The sequence below is a fragment of the Martelella endophytica genome (assembly GCF_000960975.1).
GTDB lineage: Bacteria > Pseudomonadota > Alphaproteobacteria > Rhizobiales > Rhizobiaceae > Martelella > Martelella endophytica.
In genome coordinates, this window is sequence record NZ_CP010803.1 from 1,030,001 (window position 1) to 1,052,794 (window position 22,794).

Consider the following 22,794-nt stretch of genomic DNA (forward strand, 5'->3'; position numbering starts at 1 on the left):
AATGGCAGGATCATCCTGCTTGAACCGCGCCGGCTTGCCGCGAGCGCCGCAGCCTTCCGGATGGCATCGCTTCTCGGCGAGGAACCCGGCGGCACGGTCGGCTATCGCATGCGGCTCGACACGAGGGTCTCGGCAAGAACCCGTATCGAGGTGGTGACCGAAGGCGTGTTCGCGCGCATGGCGCTCGACGACCCGGAGCTTGCCGGCGTATCGACGGTCATCTTCGACGAGTTCCACGAGCGCTCGCTCGATGCCGATTTCGGGCTGGCGCTGGCGCTCGACATTCGCTCCGGCCTGCGCGAAGACCTGAAACTGCTGGTGATGTCGGCAACACTCGATGTCGGACGGATCGCCAGCCTTCTGGGCGATGCGCCGGTGATCGAGAGCGCCGGCCGCGCCTATCCGGTCGACATCCGCCACCGGCCGCGCACCCCGCAGGGCCGGATCGAGGACGATGTCGTCGCCGCCATCCTCGACATGCTGAAGGTGGAAGCCGGCTCGATCCTTGCCTTCCTGCCGGGGCAGGCCGAGATCCGCCGCACGGCGGAGCGGCTCGAGCACCGCATCGGCTCGGATGTGACGCTCGCGCCCCTTTACGGCAACCTGACCCGCGCCGAGCAGGACGCGGCGATCGCGCCGACCCAGCCCGGACGCCGAAAGGTCGTGCTCTCGACCGCGATTGCGGAAACCTCGATCACCATCGACGGTGTCACCATCGTCATCGACAGCGGGCTGCAGCGGCTGCCGGTGTTCGAGCCCGCGACCGGCATTACCCGGCTTGAGACGGTAAAGGTGTCGCGCGCCTCCGCCGACCAGCGAGCCGGCCGCGCCGGGCGAACGGCGCCGGGGATTGCGCTTCGGCTCTGGCACGAGGGGCAGACGGCGGCGCTTGCAGCCTTCACCCGGCCCGAAATCCTGGCAAGCGATCTTTCGGGCCTGGTTCTCGATCTCGCGCATTGGGGCGTCGCCGACCCCGGCCAGCTTGCCTTCCTCGATCCCCCGCCCGGCCCCGCGCTGGCCGAAGCGAAACGGCTGGTCGGCGCGCTTGGTGCACTCGACGACGATGGCCGGCTGACGCCGACGGGCGAGCGTATGCGCGGGCTTTCGCTGCCGCCGCGGCTCGCCGCCATGGTCATCCATGCCGCCGCAGCCGGGACGGCGCGTGATGCCGCAATGCTCGCCGTGCTGCTTTCCGAACAGGGGCTTGGCGGCAACGGCGCCGATCTTTCCGAGCGGCTGCGGCGCTTCCGCCACGAGCGCTCGCCCCGGGCGGACGCCGCGCGCGGACTTGCCGACCGCATCGCCAAGGCCGCCGGCGAAGCGGGTCGTTCGAACACGGCCACGGATGCCGGCGCGCTGCTCATCCATGCCTTTCCCGACCGGATCGCCATGGCGCGCGGCGGGCGCGGACGGTTCCTGATGGCAAACGGGCGGGGGGCGGAGGTGCCGGAAGACGACCCGCTGGCGGGCGAGCCCTTTCTGGTGATCGCCGATCTCACCGGCCAGGCGGCGCGCGGGCGCGTGCTCGCCGCCGCGCCCGTTTCACGTGGAACCATCGAGGCCGAACGCGGCGATCAGATCGAAACCGTCGAAGAATGCGTCTTCGATCGGGCAAGCCTTTCGGTGCGCGCCCGCACGGTCACACGGCTCGGCGCCCTGGTGCTCGCCGAACAGGCAGGCGTCCGGCCGAAGGGCGAAAGGGCGGCAACCGCACTCGCTGAGGGTCTGGCCACCCACGGGCTGTCGCTGATCGACATGCCGAAGGAGGCGGCGCATCTCATCGAGCGCATCGGCTTTCTCCATCGCAAACTTGGCGAACCCTGGCCGAATGTCAGCCCGGAGGGGTTGCTTTTGAGCCTCGACCGCTGGTTCACGCCGTTCCAGTCGGGCGTGACCGCGATTTCGGCGATTACGGCGAAAAGCCTCGTCAGCGGGATTCAGGCGCTTCTGCCCTACCCGCTTGCCGCCGATCTCGATCGGTTGGCGCCGACGCATTTCACCGCCCCCACAGGCGACCGCCTGCCGATCCGCTATGATGGCGACGAGCCGGTGCTGGCGATCCGGGTGCAGATGCTCTACGGGCTGAAGCGCCATCCGGTGATTGCCGGTGGCGTGCCGCTGCTCCTGGAGCTCACCTCACCCGCCGGCCGGCCGATCCAGACGACACGCGACCTCACCGGCTTCTGGGCCGGCTCGTGGAAGGATGTGCGCGCCGACATGCGCGGGCGCTATCCCAAGCATCTCTGGCCGGAGGACCCGGCCAATGCCGAGGCGACGCGGCGCGCCAAACCGCGCGGAACGTGATAGGGCTCAACGGCCACCAACAGGGAGCAAAGCGTGAAACCACCGGTCGCCGAAATGGTCGAGAAGGATCGCCGCCGCAGCCTCAGACTGCAGACGCTGGTGCGGCTCAGATGGCTTGCCGTCGCCGGCCAGACGGCAACGGCGCTTTATGTCGCCTTCGGGCTCGGCTTTCCGATGCCGATCATCCCCGTCTTCGCGCTGATCGCCGCACTTGCCTTCGGCAATCTGGTGCTCACGATCCGGTTTCCGGCGACCCAGCGGGTCGGCCCGCGCATCGCCTTCTCGCTTCTCTGCTTCGACCTGATGCAGCTCACCGCACTGCTCTACCTGACCGGCGGGCTGGCGAACCCGTTTGCGCCGCTGATTTCCGTTCCCGTGATCATCTCGTTCACCGCGCTGCCGCTGCATCACGCGATCGCGCTTCTGGCGCTGGCCGTCTCCGGCGTCTCGGCGCTGGCGCTCAGCCCGTTTCCGCTGCCCTGGCATATGGGGCTTTCGGTGGAGCTGGAACCGGTGCTGCAGTTCGGCGTCTGGATCGCGATCATCTCGATGCTGGCCTTTGCCGCCTTTTATGCCCGCCGCATCTCGCAGGAAGCGCAGCAGATATCCGATGCGCTTGCGGCCACCGAGCTGGTGCTGCAGCGCGAGCAGCATCTCTCGCAGCTCGACGGTCTAGCGGCAGCAGCCGCCCATGAGCTCGGCACGCCGCTTGCGACGATCGCGGTGGTGGCGAAGGAGATGGAACGCAGCCTTGCCGGCGATTCCGATTATGGCGAGGATGTGCAGCTCCTTGTCAGCCAGAGCCAGCGCTGCCGCGATATCCTCGCCCGCCTCACCTCGCTTTCCAAGGATGACGAGGCGCATATGCGCCGCCTGCCGCTGTCGTCGCTGATCGAGGAGGTTGCCGCCCCGCACCGGCCTTTCGTCGCTGAAATGAAGATCGATATTGCCGGCGAGCCAGGCGACGAACCGGTCGGCCAGCGCAATCCCGGCATCCTCTACGGGCTCGGCAATATCATCGAGAACGCCGTCGAACATGCGGCCCGCACCGTCACCGTCAGCGCCCGCTACAGCGAAACGCAGGTGACGATTACCATCGACGACGACGGTATCGGCTATACGCCGGAAATCCTGCCGCGCATCGGCGATCCCTTCGTCTCGCACCGGCAGAAAGGCGAGAGCCGCGCCGGAGGCCTCGGCCTCGGCCTGTTCATCGCCAAGACACTGCTCGAACGCTCAGGCGCGACGCTGACCTTCGAGAATGCCGGCGGCGCCCGCATCACCGTCACCTGGCCGCGCTGGCGGATGGAAACCGGATCAGAAGGCTGAAACGTTGACCTGAGGCTTCAAAGCATTTCCGCGTTTCATGGAAACGCAAAACGCCTTATCTCTTTGTTTTTTCGCAATTCCGGACGGTGAACCGCTATCCACTTCAGTTGGAATTGCTTCAGGCATCCTCCGCCGGCAGGGTTTGCGACAGGAAGATCGCAACCGTGGCAAGCGCGGCAAACAGCGCCAGCAGGAAACCGGGCGCCAGGGTGAAGCCGGTCTGCTGGATGATGAAGGTGGCAGCCAGCGGCGTCAGCCCGCCGACGAGCGCAAAGCCGATATTGTAGACGAAGGCGACGCCCGAATAGCGCACGTCCGTCGGGAAGATCGCGGTCAGCAGCACCGGCCCGAGCCCCCAGGCGAAGGCGCCGATGAGCGAGATCACGATCATCGCCGGCATCAGTTCGCCGACCCCCTGGTGGATCCACACATAGACCGGGATGGCCGCGATCGCGAGGGCGAGTGCGGCGATGAAGGCCGGCACCTTGATGCCGACGAAATCGGAGATCAGCCCGGCCAGCGGCATCGGCAGCGAGAAGAGGATGATGCCGACGAGAACCGCGGTCGAGACCTGATCCGGATCGTATTTGAGGAAATCGGTCAGGTAGGAGTTCATGTAGAGATAGAGCAGCGGAACGGTGGCCGCGCCGAGCCCGGTGACGAACAGGCCGATCCACACGGCGCGGCGATGGTCACGGAAAAGCGCCGCAAGCGGCACCTTGTGGGTGGCGGCCTCCAGCTCGGCGAAGGCAGGGCTTTCGGAAAGGCGCGCACGCAGGACGAAACCGGCAATCGCCACCAGCCCGCCGATGAAGAAGCCGATGCGCCAGCCATAGGACAGGACCGCGGCATCGGAAAGCAAAAGCTCGATTGCCCATTGCACCGCCTGGGCGGCGAGCATGCCGACATTGATGATCATGAACAGGAAGCCGCAGGCAAGGCCGCGGCGTTTCGGCATCGTCTCGGTGATCAGCGTCATCGCGCCGGGGATCTCGCCGCCGAGGCAGAGGCCCTGCACCATGCGCAGCGCCACGAGCGCGATGGTGGCGGAAATGCCCCAGCTGGCATAGCCCGGCATGAAGGCGATGAGGAAGGTGGCACCCGCCATGCCGGCGATCGACACCCTCAGCATCAGCTTGCGGCCGTAGCGATCGCCGAAATGGGAAAACAGGATGCCACCGATCGGGCGGACGAGATAGCCGGCGGCAAAGACGGCAAAGGCGGCAAGAAGTCGGGTTGCCGCGGCTTCGGAAGGAAAGAAGGTCTTGCCGATCTGCGAGGCGAACGAGGCATAGATCACAAAATCATAGAATTCGAGCCCGCCGCCCATGCTGCCGAGAAAGAGCGCGCGGTTGCGCTCGCTGGCCGTGACTGTCATCTGTTCCCCCTGGCATTCACGAAGTTGCGGCGATGACGTTGACCGATTGCGGCCGCCGAGGCAAGAGCAGACAAGGCGCGCCCGCGGGCGGGTTCCGCAGCCCCTGTGACCGTCCTGCGCCGCCGAAACGGCAGCCCTCACGCCTTCTTGTGTTCTTTCGAGGCGATTTGGGCGATTTCTTGCGATTTACGAAGGGGCTAGAGGGTTTACCCGGTGGCGGCGGGGAGTCATAAACGTCCGGACGAAAACAAATAAGCGGCGAAACCCGCAAAGAGCAGGATGATGAGCACACAGGAAACGACCGGTGCGGAGGAAAACCACGAGGTGACAGCGGAGGGTCTGCCGCCCGGCGACCTCAGCCTTTTGATTGTCGATGACGATGCGCCGTTGCTGCGCCGGCTGGCGCGGGCGATGGAAAGCCGTGGCTTCGATGTCGATACCGCCGCCTCCGTTGCCGAGGGCGTCGAGCGCGCCGGCGCCCGGCCGCCGAAATATGCGGTGATCGACCTGCGGCTCGAGGATGGCAGCGGGCTCGACGTCATCGCCGCGATCCGCAAGGCGCGCGACGACACGCGCATCGTGGTGCTCACCGGCTATGGCAATATCGCCACCGCCGTGACGGCCGTGAAGCTCGGCGCGCTCGATTATCTGGCAAAGCCAGCCGATGCCGACGATATCGTGCACGCGCTGACGCAGCAGCCTGGCGAGAAGGTATCCCTGCCCGAAAATCCGATGTCCGCCGACAGGGTCCGCTGGGAGCATATCCAGCGTGTCTACGAGATGTGCGATCGCAACGTCTCCGAAACCGCCCGCCGGCTCAACATGCACCGCCGCACGCTTCAGCGCATCCTGGCCAAGCGCGCGCCGAAATAGGCTCAGCTCTCGTTCTCGAACTTCTCCAGCGCCAGTTCCGCATCGGTCAGGCGCTGGCCGGCGAGCCGTGCGAAGGCGAGGGTCAGCATCTTCCGGCGTGCCGGCGGCAGCCTGTGCTCCGGCGCTCCGCGGATGACTTCGGCATGGTAACGATCGGCGAGGATCAGGCCGCAATCTTCCGGGAAGATGTCGAGCGGCACGCCCTGATGGGTGGCAAAGAACAGCCGGTCGCAGAAATCGCGATACTCCGGCCATTTCCGGTCCACCCGGAAATCCTCGATCGAGGTCTTGATCTCGATGACCCAGATTTCGCCCTTTTCCGAAATGCTGATGAGGTCGGCCCGCCGGCCGTTTCTGAGCGTCATCTCGCTGATGGCGGCGTGGCGCATATGGGTAAGCAGGTGCTGAACGCCGCGCCGCACCATCATGGCACGTTCCGACTGACGGCCGTCCGCCGTCGGGTTCCGACCGTGCAGTTCGACTATCGCCATGGGAACTTCCTTCGCTCGCAATGCATTATGTCATGATCGCGGCGACAAAGGGGCAATCAAATGTCCGGTTGTTGCCGCCCCGCAACCAATTGTTAAACATAAAATGATATATGCCAGATAAATTGTATCGACAGCAACGCCGCCGAAAGATCCTCCATGCTCATTAAGAACGCCCTGATTGCCATGTCACTGGTCAGCCTGATGGCTGCCGCCGGCTGCACGACCACCGACATGTCCTCTTCCAGCACCATGGCGCCGATCTCGGCCTATGCGGCTTATAACGACGACGGTTTCGACCTCCCACGCGTGCCGATCACGCAGGTCGATGACAAGTACCGCCGCCAGATCATCAATTACACCACCGACGAGGCCCCCGGTACCATCATCGTCGATACCAAGGACCGGCTGCTTTACTACGTGCTGGAGGACGGCAAGGCCGTTCGCTACGGCATCGGCGTTGGCCGCGACGGCTTCCGCTGGTCGGGCGATGCCTATGTCGGCCGCCGCGCCGAATGGCCGACCTGGTATCCGCCGTCAGCCATGGTCAAGCGCCAGCCGGAGCTGAAGGAATTCGCCGGCGGCATGCCGCCCGGCATCATGAACCCGCTCGGCGCCCGCGCCCTCTACCTCTACAAGAACGGCAACGACACGATGTTCCGCATCCACGGCAACCCGGACTGGACCTCGATCGGCCAGGCGGTGTCTTCCGGATGCATTCGCATGATCAACCAGGATATCATCGACCTTTATGCCCGCGTCGACCCCGACAAGCGCACCAAGGTGATCGTGCTTCCGGGTTGAGACCGGCGCAGCTTCGACAATCTGAAGGGCGGCTCCCGCGGAGCCGCCTTTTTTCATGCCGTCTTTCATATTCGTCTCACCGCCCGAACAGCGCATCGGTCGCCGGCAGGCCGGTGATGGCTGCGACCGCGATCAGCAGATAGGCGACGACGCGGAAGACCTCCGGCCGCGCCAGCGGAAAAAGCCGCATGCCGATGATGACGCCGAGAAGATAGGCGGGCTCGACGATCGCCACCAGTGGCAGGACCGAGAGATCGAGAAGGCCGCCGGCCGTGTAGGACAGGAACGAGACGATACCGCTCAGCGTGAAGAACAGCATGATATTGGCGCGGGCGATATGGTGTTCGCGGTCGGAACCGAGCCAGAGCGCGACGACCGGCGGCCCGGCGATCTGCGCCAGCCCGCCGAAGAAGCCTGCCACGGTTCCCGTTCCGACAAGAAGCGGCGCCGTCAGCCGTCCCCGGTAGCGCGCGCCCGAAACCAGAAGCAACAGCAGCAGGACAACGATCACCGAGATCGCCCAGCGCACCACGAGCGGATCGAGGCGGGCGAGCATCGCCGCGCCGGCCGGCACGGAAATCGAGGCACCGGCGACCATCAGCAGCACCTTGCGTTTCTCGCCGAGCCTGAAGGCCGAGGGCACGGTGGGCAGCGTGCCGATGAAATCGACCAGCATCAGCAGAGGTGCCGCGACCCGCGGCCCGATGACCAGGCTTGCAAGCGGCATGAAGATCATCGCCCCGCCAAAGCCGGAAAAGCCGCGCGCCATGCCCGCAACGCAGGCGAAAGCGGCAACGAGGGCAAGGGACGCCGGCGAATGCGCGGCAAAGGCTTCTGCGAAGAACGACATCGAGGATTCCGGGCGGGTCGTACCGCGCTTACCATATCGGACCGGCAAGTAAAATCGGCCGTATCGGTTGATTTTGCCGCCCGCTCGAATATGTAGACCCCGAAACGCGCCGTTGGCGCTTGCCCGGAAAAGGTCACGCCGATGCAGACCCCCTATTACCTCATCGACAAGAAGCGCCTGAAGGCGAACATGGAGAAGATCGCCTGGTTGCGCGAGGCCTCCGGCGCCAGGGCGCTGCTGGCGCTCAAATGCTTCGCCACCTGGTCGGTCTTCGACCTGATGAGTGAGTATATGGACGGCACGACCTCCTCGTCGCTTTATGAGGTCAAACTCGGCCACGAAAAATTCGGCGGCGAGACCCATGCCTATTCGGTTGCCTATGCCGAGGACGAGATCGACGAGGTCCTCGCCAATTGCGACAAGATCATCTTCAATTCGATCGGCCAGCTGACGCGCTTCGAAGCGCAATCGGCCGGCAAGATCCGCGGGCTCCGGGTCAATCCGCAGGTCTCGAGCTCCGATTTCGACCTTGCCGACCCGGCGCGGCCCTTCTCCCGCCTGGGCGAGCATGATCCGGCTGCAATCGAGACCGTGCTCGACCGCGTTTCCGGTTTCATGTTTCACAACAATTGCGAGAATGAGAGCTTCGAGCGGTTCGACGAGATGCTCGACGTCATCGAAACGCGTTTCGGCCATCTGCTGTCGCGGCTTGACTGGGTCAGCCTTGGCGGCGGTATCCACTTCACCGGCGAGGGCTATCCGCTGGAAACGCTGGCAGCACGGCTGAAGACCTTTTCCGAAAAATACGGCGTGCAGGTCTATCTCGAGCCCGGCGAGGCGGCCATCACCGGCGCGGCGACGCTGGAAGTGACCGTGCTCGATACGCTGAACAACGGCAAGGACCTCGCCATCGTCGACAGCTCGATCGAGGCGCACATGCTCGACCTGCTGATCTATCGCGAACGGGCGAAGCTTTCTCCCGACACCGGGCCGCACAAGGTGATGATCTGCGGAAAATCCTGCCTTGCTGGCGATATTTTCGGCGAATTCTCCTTCGAAGAGCCCGTCAAGGTCGGCGACCGCCTGTCGATCGAGAACGCGGCCGGTTATACCATGGTCAAGAAAAACTGGTTCAATGGCGTGAAGATGCCGGCGATCGCGCATCGCGAGGAGGATGGAACCATCCGCGCCATCCGCCAGTTCGGCTATGAAGACTATAAATCCAGCCTTTCCTAGGGGCTAAACACTCACGGAGCGGGACACCGCTCCAACCCTTGATTTCAGGCAGAGACAGAAACTGCCTAAAACCGGAGGCGTTGTCCTGATGAAAAAGAATGTCCTGATAATCGGCGCCGGCGGCGTCGCCCAGGTGGTGGCCCACAAATGCGCGCAGAACAACGATGTGCTGGGCGACATCCACATCGCCTCGCGCACGAAATCGAAATGCGATGCGATCATCGCCAGCGTTAACGACAAGAACGCGATGAAGCAGGCGGGCGTGCTCGAGGCCCATCAGCTCGACGCGCTCGACATTCCAGCGACCGTCGCGCTCATCAAGAGAACCGGCGTCGAGATCGTCATCAATGTCGGCACGGCCTTCCTCAACATGTCGGTGCTGGAGGCCTGCCTCGAGACGGGTGCCGCTTATATCGACACCGCGATCCACGAAGAGCCGAACAAGATCTGCGAGACGCCGCCCTGGTACGGAAACTACGAGTGGAAGCGCAAGGAGCGCTGCGCCGAGAAGGGCGTGACCGCGATCCTCGGCGCCGGTTTCGATCCGGGCGTCGTCAACGCCTATGCGCGGCTTGCCAAGGACGATTATGTCGACGACATCACCGATATCGACATCGTCGACATCAATGCCGGCAGCCACGGCAAGTATTTCGCCACCAATTTCGATCCGGAAATCAATTTCCGCGAGTTCACCGGCGTCGTCTATGCCTGGCAGAACAATGAATGGACGACGAACCAGATGTTCGAGATCGGCCATGAATTCGACCTACCTGTCGTCGGCAAGCAGAAGGCCTACATGTCCGGCCATGACGAGATTCACTCTCTGGCCAAGAACATGGGCTCGCCCAATGTCCGCTTCTGGATGGGGTTCGGCGACCATTACATCAACGTCTTCACCGTGCTCAAAAGCCTCGGCCTGCTGTCCGAACAGCCGGTGAAACTGGCGGAAGGCCAGGAAGTCGTGCCGCTGAAAGTGGTCAAGGCCGTACTGCCCGATCCCTCCTCGCTCGCCCCCAACTATACCGGCAAGACCTGCATCGGCGATTTCGTCAAGGGCACGAAGAACGGCGAACCGGCGGACGTGTTCATCTACAACGTCTCCGACCACAAGGACGCTTATAACGAAGTCGGCAGCCAGGGCATTTCCTACACCGCCGGCGTCCCCCCGGTCGCGGCCGCCATGCTGGTGGCTTCGGGCGAATGGGACGCGAAGACCATGGTCAATGTCGAGGAGCTGAACCCCAAGCCCTTCCTCCACATCCTCAACCACATCGGCCTGCCGACCCGGGTGAAGGACAAGGATGGCGACCGGGCGCTCGATTTTTCGAAGTAGGTCGCTCGTCACGAGGTTACGAAACCCCGCCCGTCAAACGGCGGGGTTTTTCTTTGCCCGCTTCGTGCTAAAACCCGTGACAACCAAACAGGCGGGCCTGAGCGATGGCGCTGAAAGACAAACGCATTCTCCTGATCATTGCCGGTGGCATCGCCGCCTACAAGAGCCTCGACCTGATCCGCAGGCTGAAGGAGCGCGGCGCCGTCGTTACCCCGGTGATGACGTCAGCCGCACAGCAGTTCGTCACGCCGCTTGCCGTCGGCGCACTTTCGGGCGGGACGGTTTTCACCGATCTGTTTTCCCGTGCGGACGAGCACGATGTCGGCCATATCCGGCTTTCCCGTGAGAACGACCTGATCGTGGTCGCCCCGGCGACCGCCAATCTGATGGCGAAGATGGCGGCGGGGCTTGCCGACGATCTGGCAAGCGCCGTGCTGCTTGCCCGCGACTGCCCGGTTTTGCTGGCGCCTGCCATGAACCCGAAGATGTGGTCTGCCGCGCCGACGCAACGCAATCTGCAGACACTTGCCGCTGACGGCGTCATGACCATCGGCCCCGCGCGCGGCGAGATGGCCGAAAGCGACGAGGCCGGTGTCGGCAGGATGGTCGAGCCGATGGAGATCGTCACCGCTGTCGAGGCCTTTTTCGATGAAGCGCCAAAGCCGCTTGCCGGCAAGCGCGCCGTGATCACCTCCGGCCCGACCCATGAAGCGATTGATCCGGTACGCTATATCGCCAACCGCTCCTCGGGCCGGCAGGGGCATGCGATTGCTGCGGCGCTTGCCCGGCTCGGTGCCGAGGTGACGCTGGTTTCCGGCCCGGTGACGATTGCCGATCCGGCAGGCGTCAACGTGGTGCATGTCGAAAGCGCCCGCGAGATGCTTTCTGCCGTCGAAGCCGCACTTCCCGCCGATATCGCCGTCATGGTCGCGGCCGTTGCCGATTGGCGTGCCGCCGATAGCGCCGACCAGAAGATGAAGAAGAAGCCCGGCGAGGCCCCCCCGCCGCTGCAGCTTGTCGAAAACCCCGATATCCTGAAGACCATCGGCCATCACGCCAACCGCCCTCGCCTCGTCGTCGGTTTTGCCGCCGAGACCCGCGATGTCGCGGCCTATGCCGCTGACAAGCTCGCCCGCAAGGGCGCCGACCTGATCGTCGCCAACGACGTGTCGAAGGAAGGCGTCATGGGCGGTGTCCGCAACCAGGTGATGCTGGTGACGAAGGATGGCGCGGAGGCCTGGCCCGACATGGACAAGGCCGAGGTCGCGGAAAAGCTGGCGGCGTGGATCGCGAAGCGGTTCTGAAGCAAGAGCCTGCTACCGCACCTCCCGGATCCGCGCGAGAACCGCTTCGCGAAGCTTCGGCTCAAGCCCGCTCAGTGCCGAATCCAGCGCCTTCATGCGCCGGCGCAAGGTGCTGACCTCGTCGAGAAGGTCGAGGATCACCGGCACCGCCTCGTCGTTGACAGCCATGTCCTCGGTCAGCTCGACGATCAGCGAAAGGCGGGCAATGTCGGTTTCGTCGAAGGCCGGGCCGCGTTCGCTGCGGCGCGGTTTTACCCAGGCTTCGGTCACGCAGATGGAAAGGCGCTCGGCGTTCAACCGGCGCACCCGCGTCAGGACTTCGGTTTCTGTCAGGGTCACCATCACTGATTTCCTTTCCAGCCGGCCCGCGGATCATAGGCGTGCTGCGACCGCCATTCGCGGATGGCCTTTTCCAGCGCCTCGTCGGGCTGTGACGGCAGGACGAGCTTGACCGTGACCAGCAGGTCGCCGGCGCCACCGCCCTTTTTCGGCGCGCCCTTGCCCTTCAGCCGCATCGTCCGACCGGAACTTGTGTTCGGCGGAACCTTCAGATTGACCCGACCGGTGATGGTCGGCACCGCGACGGTCGCGCCGAGCACGGCCTCATCAATCGACACCGGAAGCTCCATCTTCAGGTCATCGCCGTCGCGCGCGAACACCGGATCAGGGGCCACGGTGACACGCACATGGGCATCGCCCGGCGGACCGCCATTGACGCCCGGCTCACCCTTGCCGGCAAGCCTCAGCGTCGTGCCGTCGGTGATCCCGGCCGGAATGGTGAGTTCGATGCGGCCGCTGTCGGGCAGGCCGACCGTCTTCTTGCCGCCGGTCAGCGCCTCGCGAAAGCCGACGGTCAACTGGAACTGGACGTCGCGACCGCGCATCTTCATCTGCCCTCCGCGCGCAAAACCGCCGCCTGAGAAGCCGCCGCCGCGCGCATGGCCAAAGGCCTGCGAAAAGAAGTCGCCAAGGTCGTCAAAGCTGCCGTCGAAACCATAGCGCTCCGACGGGTCGGCCTCGGCGTGGCTGCGGTAATATTGCCGCTGCGGCCGCTCCTGCTGGTTGGCGTCGATCTCGCCGGCATCGAAGCGCTTGCGCTTCTCCGGATCGCCGAGAAGGTCGTAGGCCGCGGTCACGCGGCTGAATTCATCGGCCTTGGCCTTGTCGCCCGGATGCAGGTCCGGATGCAGCTTTTTGGCAAGCTGGCGATAGGCCTTCTTGATCTCGGCTTCGGAAGCAGTCTTCGAAACGCCGAGGACATCATAAGGGTCTCTCACTTGGTCTTGAACCATGGTCGTCCTGAAAGCTGACATGTGTTGAATGATTTGCCTTGGAGATAGGAATTAATTCCCGTTGCTTCCAGTACCGCGCCGGTTTGTCGCGCTGTTTTTGCCATGTGCCGGTAGCAACATGCCTTGCCAAGCGCGAATAACCTACATATATACGCAGTATCGTATATTTAGCGAGGAAATCGTCATGTCTCTCGATCGTATGGTTCTGGCCTTTGCCGGAGTGATGGTTCTGGTTTCGGTGCTTCTGACGGTCTTCGTCAGCATCTACTGGCTCTGGCTGACCGCCTTTATCGGCTTCAACCTGCTGCAGTCGGCCTTCACCGGCTTCTGCCCGGCGGCCATCGTGTTCCGCAAGCTCGGGATCAAGCCCGGCAACGCCTTCTGAAAGCGAGATTTCCGATGCGACATGCTCTGACGAAGACCGGCGCGATGCTGCTTGCCGCGCTCGCCTTCACCGGCACGGGCCGGGCCGCGAGCCTGACCGCCGCCCCCGTCACCGTGCCCGAATGGAAGGCGGTCTATGGCGAGGTCGAGGCGCGCGACACCGTGCCGGCGCGGGCACGCATCGGCGGCACACTCGAAACGCTGACGGTGGCCGAAGGCGACAGCGTCAGCGAAGGCGATGTCATCGGCACGATCCACGACGACAAGCTCGACTTCCAGGTGAAGGCCTATGAGGCCGAACTCAAGGGGCTGCAATCCTCGCTCGAAAATGCCCGCTCCGAGCTCGAGCGTGGCGAAAGCCTCAATCAGCGCGGCGTGATGAGCAATCAGCAGCTCGACACGCTGAAAACGCAGGTGGATGTCGTCGTCAACAATATCGCGGCAACCACCGCCAATATGGAGGTCGTGCGCCAGCAGATGCGCGAGGGCGATATTCTGGCGCCGGCTTCCGGTCGGGTGCTGAGCGTGCCGGTGGTCGAAGGCTCCGTCATCCTTCCGGGCGAGACGGTTGCGACCGTCGGTTCCGGCGGCTTTTATCTCAGGCTCGCCATCCCCGCCCGCCACGCTGCCTATCTGAACGAGGGCGACGAGATCGACATCAGCCGTCCTGAGGCCAACGGGGAGACCAGCGCAACCGGCAGGATCGCCAAACTCTATCCCGAACTCGAAAACAACCGCCTCATCGCCGATGTCGCCGTCGAGGGGCTGACACCGCGCTATGTCGGCGAGCGATACCTCGTGCGCGTGCCGATCGGCGAGCGGCAGGCGCTGATGCTGCCGGCCGACGCCGTCACCACCCGAAACGGCCTCGACTTCATCACCGTGACCCTTGCGGGCGGTGAAAACCGCGAAAAGACCGTGGTTACCGGCGCACGGGAGACCCTTGGCGGGACCACGATGATCGAGGTGCTGACCGGGCTTCAGCCCGGCGAAACGGTGGTCGTGCCATGAAAAAGCATCCTCTCGGCATTGCCGGCGGACTGACGAAAACCTTCATCACCTCGCCGCTGACGCCACTCTTCCTCCTGGCGGCGCTGGCGCTCGGCCTCGTCGCGCTGTGGACGCTGCCGCGCGAGGAGGAACCGCAGATTTCCGTGCCGATGGTCGATATCATCGTTCAGGCGCCGGGACTGAAGGCGGAAGACGCCGTCAAGCTCGTCTCCGAACCGCTCGAGACGATCATCAAGGGCATTAACGACGTCGAACATGTCTATTCGCAGACATCCGACAACCAGGTCATGGTCACGGCCCGCTTCAAGGTCGGCACGCCGGCGGACAGCGCGGTTCTGCGCGTCCACGACAAGGTCATGGCCAATATCAGCGCCATTCCCGTCGGCATTCCCGAACCGCTGATCGTCGGCCGCACCATCGATGATGTCGCGATCGTCGCCCTGACGCTGACGCCGGACCCGGCAAAGGGGGCCGGGCTGACGGCGAGCGACCTTTCACGGGTTGCCCGCGAGATGCAGACCGAACTGACCCGCATCGACGATGTCGGCACCACCTATCTCGTCGGCGATACCGGCTCGGCGATCCGCGTCGAGCCCGATCCGGAGCGGCTGGCGCTTTACGGCGTGACGCTGAAGGCGCTGACCGGCAAGGTGACCGCCGCCAATCGAGCCTTCCCGACCGGCACCGTGCGCGACGGCGGACTGCAGATCGGCGTGATGGCCGGTGAAACGCTGTCGACACCCGCCGAAATCGGCAATCTTCTGCTGACAACGGCGGATGGCCGGCCGGTCTATGTCCGCGATGTTGCGGATATCGCCTTCATTCCCGACGACACGGAAGCCGTCAGCTCCGCCGTCACGCTTGGCGCCGACGGCACGATGAACCGCGTCCCGGCCGTGAGCCTTGCCATCGCCAAGCGCGCCGGCGCCAATGCGGTGACTGTGGCCGATGCCGTCCTTCATCGCACCGAGGCGCTGAAGGGTACGGTCATACCGGATTCGATGACGGTTTCCGTCACCCGCGATTATGGCGAGACGGCAAACGAGAAGGCCAACGAACTGCTGTTCCATCTCGGCCTGGCAACCGTGTCGATCATCGTGCTTGTCGGCATCGCCATCGGTCTTCGGGAAGCGCTGGTCGTCGCCATCGTCATTCCGGTGACCATCCTGATGACGCTCGCCGCTGCCAATCTGATGGGCTATACGCTGAACCGCGTTTCGCTGTTCGCGCTGATCTTCTCGATCGGCATCCTGGTCGACGACGCGATCGTCGTGATCGAGAACATTGCCCGCCACTGGGCGATGCCAGGCGAGCGCTCGCGCGTTGAGGCGGCGATCGAAGCGGTTGCCGAGGTCGGCAACCCGACCATTGTCGCAACACTGACGGTGGTGGCGGCGCTGCTGCCGATGATGTTCGTCTCCGGCATGATGGGCCCGTATATGAGCCCGATCCCCGCCGTTGCCTCCGCCGCGATGATCTTTTCCTTCTTCGTCGCGGTGATGGTGACGCCGTGGCTGATGGTGAAGATCGCCGGCAAGGCAAAGCTGCACGCCGACGGCGACCATGGTTCGGGCGGCAGGCTCGGTCGGGCCTATGCGGCCGTTGCCCGGCCGATCCTGAAGACCAAGGCGCGGTCCTGGACCTTCATCGCCATCGTCGTCATCGCCACTTTCGGCTCGCTCAGCCTGTTCTACACCAAGCATGTGACGGTCAAGCTCCTGCCCTTCGACAACAAGTCGGAACTGATGGTGACTGTCGATCTGCCGGAAGGTTCATCCGTCGAGGCGACCGACGCCGTCACGCAGGCCGTCGCAGACGTTGTGCTGAAGACGCCGGAGGTCACCTCGGTCCAGACCCATGCCGGCACCGCCGCCCCGTTCAACTTCAACGGACTGGTTCGCCACTACTATATGCGTCAGTCGCCGGAGCTCGGCGATGTCGAGATCAATCTCACACCGAAGGGCGAGCGCGACCGAACCAGCCACGAAATCGCGCTTGATCTGCGGGACAAGATCCTCGCGGCAGTCGAGGTGCCGGAGGGTACCTCGCTGAAGGTGGTCGAGCCGCCGCCCGGCCCGCCGGTAATGGCGACGCTGCTTGCCGAGATCTACGGCCCGGATGCCGAGACCCGCCGCGCAGTCGCCGCGAAGGTCAAGGAGGCCTTCCGCGCAGTGCCCTTCGTGGTCGATGTCGATGACAGTTATGGCGAAACCGCGAAGCGGCTCCGGGTGACGATCGCCGGCGACGATCTCGAATTCTACGGCGTCGACGAGAATGACGTGTTCGACACGCTTCAAGGCCTGAACAGCACCACCACGGTCGGCTATTCCCACCGCGGCGGCGGCCGGCCACCGATTCCGATCGAGATCGGCCGCACGGCCAACGATCGAGTGCTGGACGAACGCTTCCTGGCAACGCCCGTGGCCGCCGCCGATGCGACGTCATCGGTCGTCGAGCTCGGCGATGTCGTGACCGTCTCCGAGGAAGAGACCTCGCACACGATCTTCCGCCATAACGGCCACTATGCCGACATGGTGACGGCCGAGCTCGCCGGCGATTTCGAAGCGCCGCTCTATGGCATGCTCGCCGTTCAGGACGCGATCGATGCGATGGACTGGGGCGATCTGCCGAAGCCCGTGATCAAGCTGCACGGCCAGCCGGAGGACGAGGCGACACCGGTGCTTCTGTGGGACGGCGAATGGGAGGTGACCTGGGTGACCTTCCGCGACATGGGCGCCGCCTTCATGGTCGCGCTGATCGGCATCTATATTCTGGTTGTCGCCCAGTTCGGCTCGTTCAAGCTGCCGCTCGTCATCCTGACGCCGGTGCCGCTGACCTTCATCGGCATCATGGCGGGCCACTGGCTGTTCGGCGCGCCGTTCACCGCGACCTCGATGATCGGCTTCATCGCGCTTGCCGGCATCATCGTGCGCAACTCGATCCTGCTGGTCGATTTCATCCGCCACACGCAAAGTGCGAACGTCCCGCTGACCGAAACGCTGGTGACCGCCGGTGCGATCCGCTTCAAGCCGATCTTGCTGACGGCACTGGCGGCAATCATCGGTGCCGCCGTCATCCTCGCCGATCCGATCTTCCAGGGGCTTGCGATCTCGCTGCTCTTCGGCCTGATCTCCTCGACGCTGCTGACGGTGCTGGTGATCCCGGCGATCTACCGGGTGTTCCGCAGCTGATTGCGGCTTTTCTCCTGCTGCGGGTGGCCACGCCACCCGCATGCCGCCTATGCTCGGGCGCAGCAAGCAGGAGATCACATGAAGCTTTTCAGTACCGAACGCGCCAACCAGTCCCCTCGCCACCGCCGGATCTATGCCATTTACGAGCTGTTTCACACATCGGCCGACCTCGCCGCGGCGGTGCTGTTCATCATCGGCTCGGCGCTGTTCTTCTTTGACAGCCTCACCTATGCCGGAACATGGTGCTTTCTGGTCGGTTCGATCTTTTTCGCCGTCAAGCCGGGGCTGCGGTTTGCCCGTGAACTGCACTTTTATCTGATTGGCGATCTCGCGGATCTGACCACCTGAAAAGTGGTGAATCGCAAACATGTAAACAGGCGCTAACCCTGATATTGCCTTTACTCGTTTTCCGCGCAATATTGTGGCATTATCAAGTTGGAGGTCGTTCGGGCCGGGAGCGCAAGCGTTGATGCGGCAGTGTTTTGCTTCTCCCTCATTCCCTTCGAGGCCACCGCCATTGCCCGAACGCCGCCGCCGCTTCAGGAAACGATGCTCCTTTGAACAAGATCAATGTGGTGCTCGAATCGCTCGTGATGATCCACGAGTTCGAAACCCTTCCCGACATCCGCTCCTCCATGGAGAAGGTGGCGCAACGCTATGGCTTTCTCTATTTCGGTCTTTTCGAACGCAAGATCGCCGAAGGTGGTGCCGATGTTCACTGGCATGCTCTGCTGCGGCGTCACCCCACAAAAAAGGAAGCCCCGCCCGGCCCCGTCGCCGGAGGTCTGCTCGACGATAGCTGGGCCTCGCTCGCCGTCGCCCACAAGCCCTTCCACTGGGAGGACGCGCTTGCCGCCGCCGACGGAAATCCGGTCATCTCTCGTAAATTGCAGGGCATGATCTCCAGCGCCGAGGCAAACGGCATCGGCCATGGCGTCACCGTGCCGATCTTCGCCAGGACCGGGCTTGCCGGCATGCTGTCGGTTGCCCGCGACAGGCCGATCGACCTCTCGCCCCTGGAAATGGCGATGTTCGAGACCCTTGCGGCAAACCTGCTGCGGCGATGCCAGGCGCTGGTGCAGCGCGGCAATGGCGCGCCGGAGGAAGGTTTTCCCGTGCCGGAACTGTCGAGCCGCGAATTTGCCATTCTGCAAAGCCTGGCTGACGGATTGACCTCGATCGAGGCCGGCAAGGCACTCGGCCTCTCCAACCACACTGTCGACTGGTATGTCAGCGGTCTTCAGGAAAAGCTGCGGGCAAGAAATCGGCAAAACCTGATAGCGTTGGCTTTCCGGCTTGGACTCGTATCCTGATTGATGCAAACTCTTTTGTGGCCGTAGCCGGTTTGCGCTCATCCCCGAGTTTGGCTATGAAAAACCATTGCGTTATTTCCCGTCTATTTCCTGAGGAGGCGTTCCTTGCCGATTTCGAAGATTCTTGTCGCCAATCGCTCCGAAATTGCGATCCGCGTGTTTCGCGCTGCAAACGAACTCGACATAAAGACGGTCGCGATCTGGGCGGAGGAAGACAAGCTGGCGCTGCACCGGTTCAAGGCCGATGAGAGCTACCAGGTCGGTCGCGGTCCGCACCTCGATCGCGACATGGGCCCGATCGAAAGCTATCTTTCGATCGAGGAGGTGATCCGTGTCGCCAAGCTTTCCGGTGCCGATGCGATCCATCCCGGCTACGGCCTGCTGTCGGAAAGTCCTGAATTCGTCGATGCCTGCGAGGCCGCCGGCATCACCTTCATCGGCCCCAAGGCCGAAACCATGCGCCGGCTCGGCAACAAGGTCGCCGCCCGCAACCTCGCCATGGAAGTCGGCGTGCCGGTCGTTCCCGCGACCGATCCGCTGCCCGAAGACATGGCCGAGGTCGAGAAGATGGCCGAGGCGATCGGCTATCCGGTGATGCTGAAGGCCTCCTGGGGCGGCGGCGGCCGCGGCATGCGCGTTATCCGCGCCAAGGAAGACCTCGCCCGCGAGGTGACCGAAGCCAAGCGCGAGGCCAAGGCCGCCTTCGGCAAGGACGAGGTCTACCTCGAAAAGCTGGTCGAGCGTGCCCGCCACGTCGAAAGCCAGATCCTCGGCGACACCCACGGCAATGTCGTGCACCTGTTCGAGCGCGACTGTTCGATCCAGCGTCGCAACCAGAAGGTCGTCGAGCGCGCGCCCGCGCCTTATCTTTCCGAGGAACAGCGCCAGGAACTCGCCGAATATTCGCTGAAGATCGGCCGGGCCACCAACTACATCGGCGCCGGCACCGTCGAGTACCTGATGGATGCCGACACCGGGAAGTTCTACTTCATCGAGGTGAACCCGCGCATCCAGGTCGAGCATACGGTGACCGAAGTCGTCACCGGCATCGACATCGTCAAGGCGCAGATCCACATTCTCGACGGCTTTGCCATCGGCACCGAGGAATCCGGCGTTCCGCCGCAGGAAGAGATCAGGCTGCGCGGCCATGCGCTGCAGTGCCGGATCACCACCGAGGATCCGGAGCACAACTTCATTCCCGATTACGGCCGCATCACCGCCTATCGCGGCGCGACCGGTTTCGGCATCCGGCTTGACGGCGGCACCGCGTATTCCGGCGCCGTCATCACCCGCTATTACGACCCGCTTCTGGAAAAGGTCACCGCCTGGGCGCCCTCGCCACAGGAGGCCGCCCGCCGCATGGACCGCGCGCTGCGCGAATTCCGCATCCGTGGTGTCGCGACCAACCTCACCTTCCTCGAGGCGATCATCACCCATCCGAAGTTCATGGAGTACAGCTACACCACGCGTTTCATCGACGAGACGCCGGAGTTGTTCGACCAGGTGAGACGCGCCGACCGCGCCACCAAGCTTTTGACCTATCTTGCAGACGTCACCGTCAACGGCCATCCGGAAGTGAAGGGCCGTCCGGCACCGTCCGACGAGATTGCCGCACCGGTGATCCCGTTCATCGAGGGCGACCCGATGCCGGGCACCAAACAGCTTCTCGACGAGATGGGTCCGGAAAAATTCGCCAAATGGATGCGCCATGAAAAGCGCGTGCTGATGACCGACACGACCATGCGCGACGGCCACCAGTCGCTGCTGGCGACCCGCATGCGCACCCACGACATCGTGTCGATCGCAGGCACCTATGCCCGGGCGCTGCCCGAACTGCTGTCGCTCGAATGCTGGGGCGGCGCGACCTTCGACGTCTCGATGCGCTTTCTCACCGAAGATCCGTGGGAGCGCCTTGCCAAGGTGCGCGAGGCGGTGCCGAACCTGCTGCTGCAGATGCTGCTGCGCGGCGCAAACGGCGTCGGCTACACCAATTATCCCGACAATGTGGTGAAGTACTTCGTGCGCCAGGCGGCCAGGGGCGGCATCGACCTGTTCCGCGTATTCGACTGCCTGAACTGGGTGGAGAACATGCGCGTGTCGATGGATGCCGTGCTCGAGGAAGGCAAGCTCTGCGAGGCGACGATCTGCTACACCGGCGACATCATGAACGCCAAGCGGCCGCAGTATGACCTGAAGTACTATACCGAGCTTGCCAAGGAGCTGGAAGCGGCCGGCGCCCACATCATCGCGGTCAAGGATATGGCCGGCCTCCTGAAACCGGCGGCGGCGAAGATGCTGTTCACGGCGCTGCGCGATGCGACCGAACTGCCGATCCACTTCCATACCCACGACACGTCCGGCATCGCAGCCGCGACCGTGCTGTCGTCCATTGATGCCGGCGTCGATGCCGTCGATGCGGCCATGGACGCCTTCTCCGGCAACACCTCGCAGCCCTGCCTCGGCTCGATCGTCGAGGCGCTGAAGGGCCACGACCGCGATCCGGGTCTTGATACCGGCTATATCCGCCGCATCTCGTTCTACTGGGAGGCCGTGCGCCACCAGTATGCCGCCTTCGAGAGCGACCTGAAGGGCCCCGCCTCGGAGGTCTATCTTCACGAAATGCCCGGCGGCCAGTTCACCAACCTCAAGGAACAGGCCCGTTCGCTCGGTCTGGAGACGCGCTGGCACCAGGTGGCGCAGGCCTATGCCGATGCCAACCAGATGTTCGGCGATATCGTCAAGGTGACGCCGTCTTCCAAGGTTGTCGGCGACATGGCGCTGATGATGGTGAGCCAGGACCTGACGGTCGCTGACGTCGAAAACCCGGCCAAGGACATGTCCTTCCCGGATTCGGTCGTCTCCATGCTGAAGGGCGATCTCGGCCAGCCACCGGCCGGATGGCCGGAAGGTCTGCAGAAGAAGGTGCTGAAGGGCGAGAAGCCCTACACCGTGCGCCCCGGATCCCTGCTGGAAGAAGCCGACCTCGAAGCGCTGCGCAAGGAAGCGGAGGAAAAGCTCGGCCGCGAGATCGACGATTTCGAGCTCGCCTCCTACCTGATGTATCCGAAGGTGTTCATCGACTATGCCATCGCCAACGAGACCTACGGTCCCGTTTCCGTCCTGCCGACGCCCGCCTATTTCTACGGGCTGGACGAAGGCGACGAGCTGATGGCCGACATCGAGCGCGGCAAGACGCTGGTCATCCAGAACCAGGCGATCACCAGCGCCGACGAGAAGGGCATGGTCACCGTGTTCTTCGAGCTGAACGGCGCGCCGCGCACCATCAAGGTGCCGGACCGGGCGCATGGGGCCGGCGCCGGTGTCAACCAGAAGGTCGATCCAACCAACCTGAACCAGGTCGGCGCCCCGATGCCGGGCGTCATCTCCACGGTTGCCGTCTCGGCAGGCCAGCAGGTTTCCGTCGGCGACGTGCTGGTCTCCATCGAGGCGATGAAGATGGAAACCGCGCTCCATGCCGACCGCGATGGCGTGATCAGGGAAGTCCATGTCAAGGCCGGCGACCAGATCGACGCCAAGGACCTTCTGGTGGTCTACGAGGGCTGAGCCGCCATCGATGGGTAATGACAAAGGCGGGGTCGAAGTGCCCCGCCTCTTTTTTTGACAAACCTTTCCCCAAACTCGGCGTCATCCTCGGGCTTGCCCCGAGGATCCAGGCAGTGTGGCAAGGGCTTGTGGGGAGGCCG

General features: G+C 63.9%; 18 protein-coding genes (1 of these 18 running past the window's edge). 13 read left to right on the forward strand and 5 right to left on the reverse strand.

Annotation, left to right across the window (positions count from 1 at the left end; translation table 11 throughout):
• Together hrpB and TM49_RS04710 are read left to right on the forward strand one after the other, a co-directional pair.
• Window positions 1–2,304, forward strand: the 3' portion of a protein-coding gene (gene hrpB, locus TM49_RS04705) for an ATP-dependent helicase HrpB (protein WP_045679746.1). 150 nt of this gene lie to the left of the window's left edge; only the last 2,304 of its 2,454 coding nucleotides appear in the window; its start codon lies off the left edge, out of view; the stop codon is at window positions 2,302–2,304.
• A gap of 54 nt (window positions 2,305–2,358) precedes the next feature.
• Window positions 2,359–3,633, forward strand: a complete 1,275-nt coding sequence (locus TM49_RS04710; RefSeq protein ID WP_045679747.1) for an ActS/PrrB/RegB family redox-sensitive histidine kinase — start codon at window positions 2,359–2,361, stop codon at window positions 3,631–3,633.
• 118 nt (window positions 3,634–3,751) lie between these two features.
• Here TM49_RS04710 and TM49_RS04715 read toward each other — a convergent pair whose 3' ends face one another.
• Entirely contained in the window at window positions 3,752–5,011 is a 1,260-nt protein-coding gene (locus TM49_RS04715) for an MFS transporter (protein ID WP_045679748.1), read from the reverse strand.
• Between the two features lie 282 nt (window positions 5,012–5,293).
• Between TM49_RS04715 and TM49_RS04720 the strand changes: the two genes are divergently transcribed.
• Window positions 5,294–5,884, forward strand: coding sequence for an ActR/PrrA/RegA family redox response regulator transcription factor (locus tag TM49_RS04720; RefSeq protein WP_045679749.1), 591 nt, complete (start codon window positions 5,294–5,296; stop codon window positions 5,882–5,884).
• Between the two features lie 2 nt (window positions 5,885–5,886).
• Here the strand turns inward: TM49_RS04720 and TM49_RS04725 are convergent, their stop codons facing one another.
• The gene (locus TM49_RS04725) at window positions 5,887–6,375 is read right to left on the reverse strand and encodes an MmcB family DNA repair protein (protein ID WP_045679750.1); all 489 of its coding nucleotides are present in this window, start codon (window positions 6,373–6,375) and stop codon (window positions 5,887–5,889) included.
• A gap of 156 nt (window positions 6,376–6,531) precedes the next feature.
• On the opposite strand from TM49_RS04725, the gene TM49_RS04730 reads away from it, so the two are divergent.
• A complete protein-coding gene (locus TM49_RS04730; protein WP_045679751.1) occupies window positions 6,532–7,176 on the forward strand; it encodes a L,D-transpeptidase in 645 nt (214 codons plus the stop codon).
• A 76-nt stretch (window positions 7,177–7,252) separates the two neighbouring features.
• On the opposite strand, the gene TM49_RS04735 is transcribed toward TM49_RS04730, so the two are convergent.
• Window positions 7,253–8,026 (reverse strand): sulfite exporter TauE/SafE family protein, encoded by a 774-nt coding sequence (locus TM49_RS04735; protein WP_045679752.1) that lies wholly within the window; start codon window positions 8,024–8,026, stop codon window positions 7,253–7,255.
• Window positions 8,027–8,167: 141 nt separating this feature from the next.
• On the opposite strand from TM49_RS04735, the gene nspC reads away from it, so the two are divergent.
• The 3 genes from nspC to coaBC all read left to right on the forward strand — a co-directional run bounded on the left by nspC (window position 8,168) and on the right by coaBC (window position 11,899).
• Window positions 8,168–9,262 carry a carboxynorspermidine decarboxylase gene (nspC, locus tag TM49_RS04740; protein WP_045679753.1) on the forward strand — a complete coding sequence of 365 codons (1,095 nt, stop codon included), beginning with the start codon at window positions 8,168–8,170 and terminating at the stop codon, window positions 9,260–9,262.
• Between the two features lie 88 nt (window positions 9,263–9,350).
• Window positions 9,351–10,595: a saccharopine dehydrogenase family protein gene (locus TM49_RS04745; protein WP_045679754.1), complete on the forward strand. Its 1,245-nt coding sequence runs from the start codon at window positions 9,351–9,353 to the stop codon at window positions 10,593–10,595.
• A 104-nt stretch (window positions 10,596–10,699) separates the two neighbouring features.
• Window positions 10,700–11,899, forward strand: a complete 1,200-nt coding sequence (gene coaBC / locus TM49_RS04750) for a bifunctional phosphopantothenoylcysteine decarboxylase/phosphopantothenate--cysteine ligase CoaBC (protein ID WP_045679755.1) — start codon at window positions 10,700–10,702, stop codon at window positions 11,897–11,899.
• A gap of 12 nt (window positions 11,900–11,911) precedes the next feature.
• Here the strand turns inward: coaBC and TM49_RS04755 are convergent, their stop codons facing one another.
• Together TM49_RS04755 and TM49_RS04760 are read right to left on the reverse strand one after the other, a co-directional pair.
• Window positions 11,912–12,241 (reverse strand): chaperone modulator CbpM, encoded by a 330-nt coding sequence (locus tag TM49_RS04755; protein ID WP_052699715.1) that lies wholly within the window; start codon window positions 12,239–12,241, stop codon window positions 11,912–11,914.
• Window positions 12,241–13,191: a DnaJ C-terminal domain-containing protein gene (locus TM49_RS04760; protein WP_045679756.1), complete on the reverse strand. Its 951-nt coding sequence runs from the start codon at window positions 13,189–13,191 to the stop codon at window positions 12,241–12,243. Before TM49_RS04760 ends, TM49_RS04755 begins: the two co-directional genes overlap by 1 nt.
• 184 nt (window positions 13,192–13,375) lie before the next feature.
• Here TM49_RS04760 and TM49_RS04765 point away from each other — a divergent pair, with 184 nt between their 5' ends.
• From TM49_RS04765 to pyc, 6 genes are all read left to right on the forward strand, one after another.
• The gene (locus TM49_RS04765; RefSeq protein ID WP_045679757.1) at window positions 13,376–13,576 is read left to right on the forward strand and encodes a YgaP family membrane protein; all 201 of its coding nucleotides are present in this window, start codon (window positions 13,376–13,378) and stop codon (window positions 13,574–13,576) included.
• A 14-nt stretch (window positions 13,577–13,590) separates the two neighbouring features.
• On the forward strand, window positions 13,591–14,586 hold the full coding sequence (locus TM49_RS04770) for an efflux RND transporter periplasmic adaptor subunit (protein ID WP_082074618.1): 996 nt from the start codon (window positions 13,591–13,593) through the stop codon (window positions 14,584–14,586).
• Window positions 14,583–17,777 (forward strand): efflux RND transporter permease subunit, encoded by a 3,195-nt coding sequence (locus tag TM49_RS04775; RefSeq protein WP_045679758.1) that lies wholly within the window; start codon window positions 14,583–14,585, stop codon window positions 17,775–17,777. Before TM49_RS04770 ends, TM49_RS04775 begins: the two co-directional genes overlap by 4 nt.
• Window positions 17,778–17,855: 78 nt before the next feature.
• Complete coding sequence (locus TM49_RS04780) at window positions 17,856–18,125, forward strand: YrhK family protein (protein ID WP_045679759.1); 270 nt, start codon at window positions 17,856–17,858, stop codon at window positions 18,123–18,125.
• A gap of 209 nt (window positions 18,126–18,334) precedes the next feature.
• Window positions 18,335–19,090, forward strand: coding sequence for a helix-turn-helix transcriptional regulator (locus TM49_RS04785; RefSeq protein ID WP_052699716.1), 756 nt, complete (start codon window positions 18,335–18,337; stop codon window positions 19,088–19,090).
• A 105-nt stretch (window positions 19,091–19,195) separates the two neighbouring features.
• Window positions 19,196–22,654 carry a pyruvate carboxylase gene (gene pyc / locus TM49_RS04790; protein ID WP_045679760.1) on the forward strand — a complete coding sequence of 1,153 codons (3,459 nt, stop codon included), beginning with the start codon at window positions 19,196–19,198 and terminating at the stop codon, window positions 22,652–22,654.
• The last annotated feature ends 140 nt before the right edge of the window (window positions 22,655–22,794 follow it).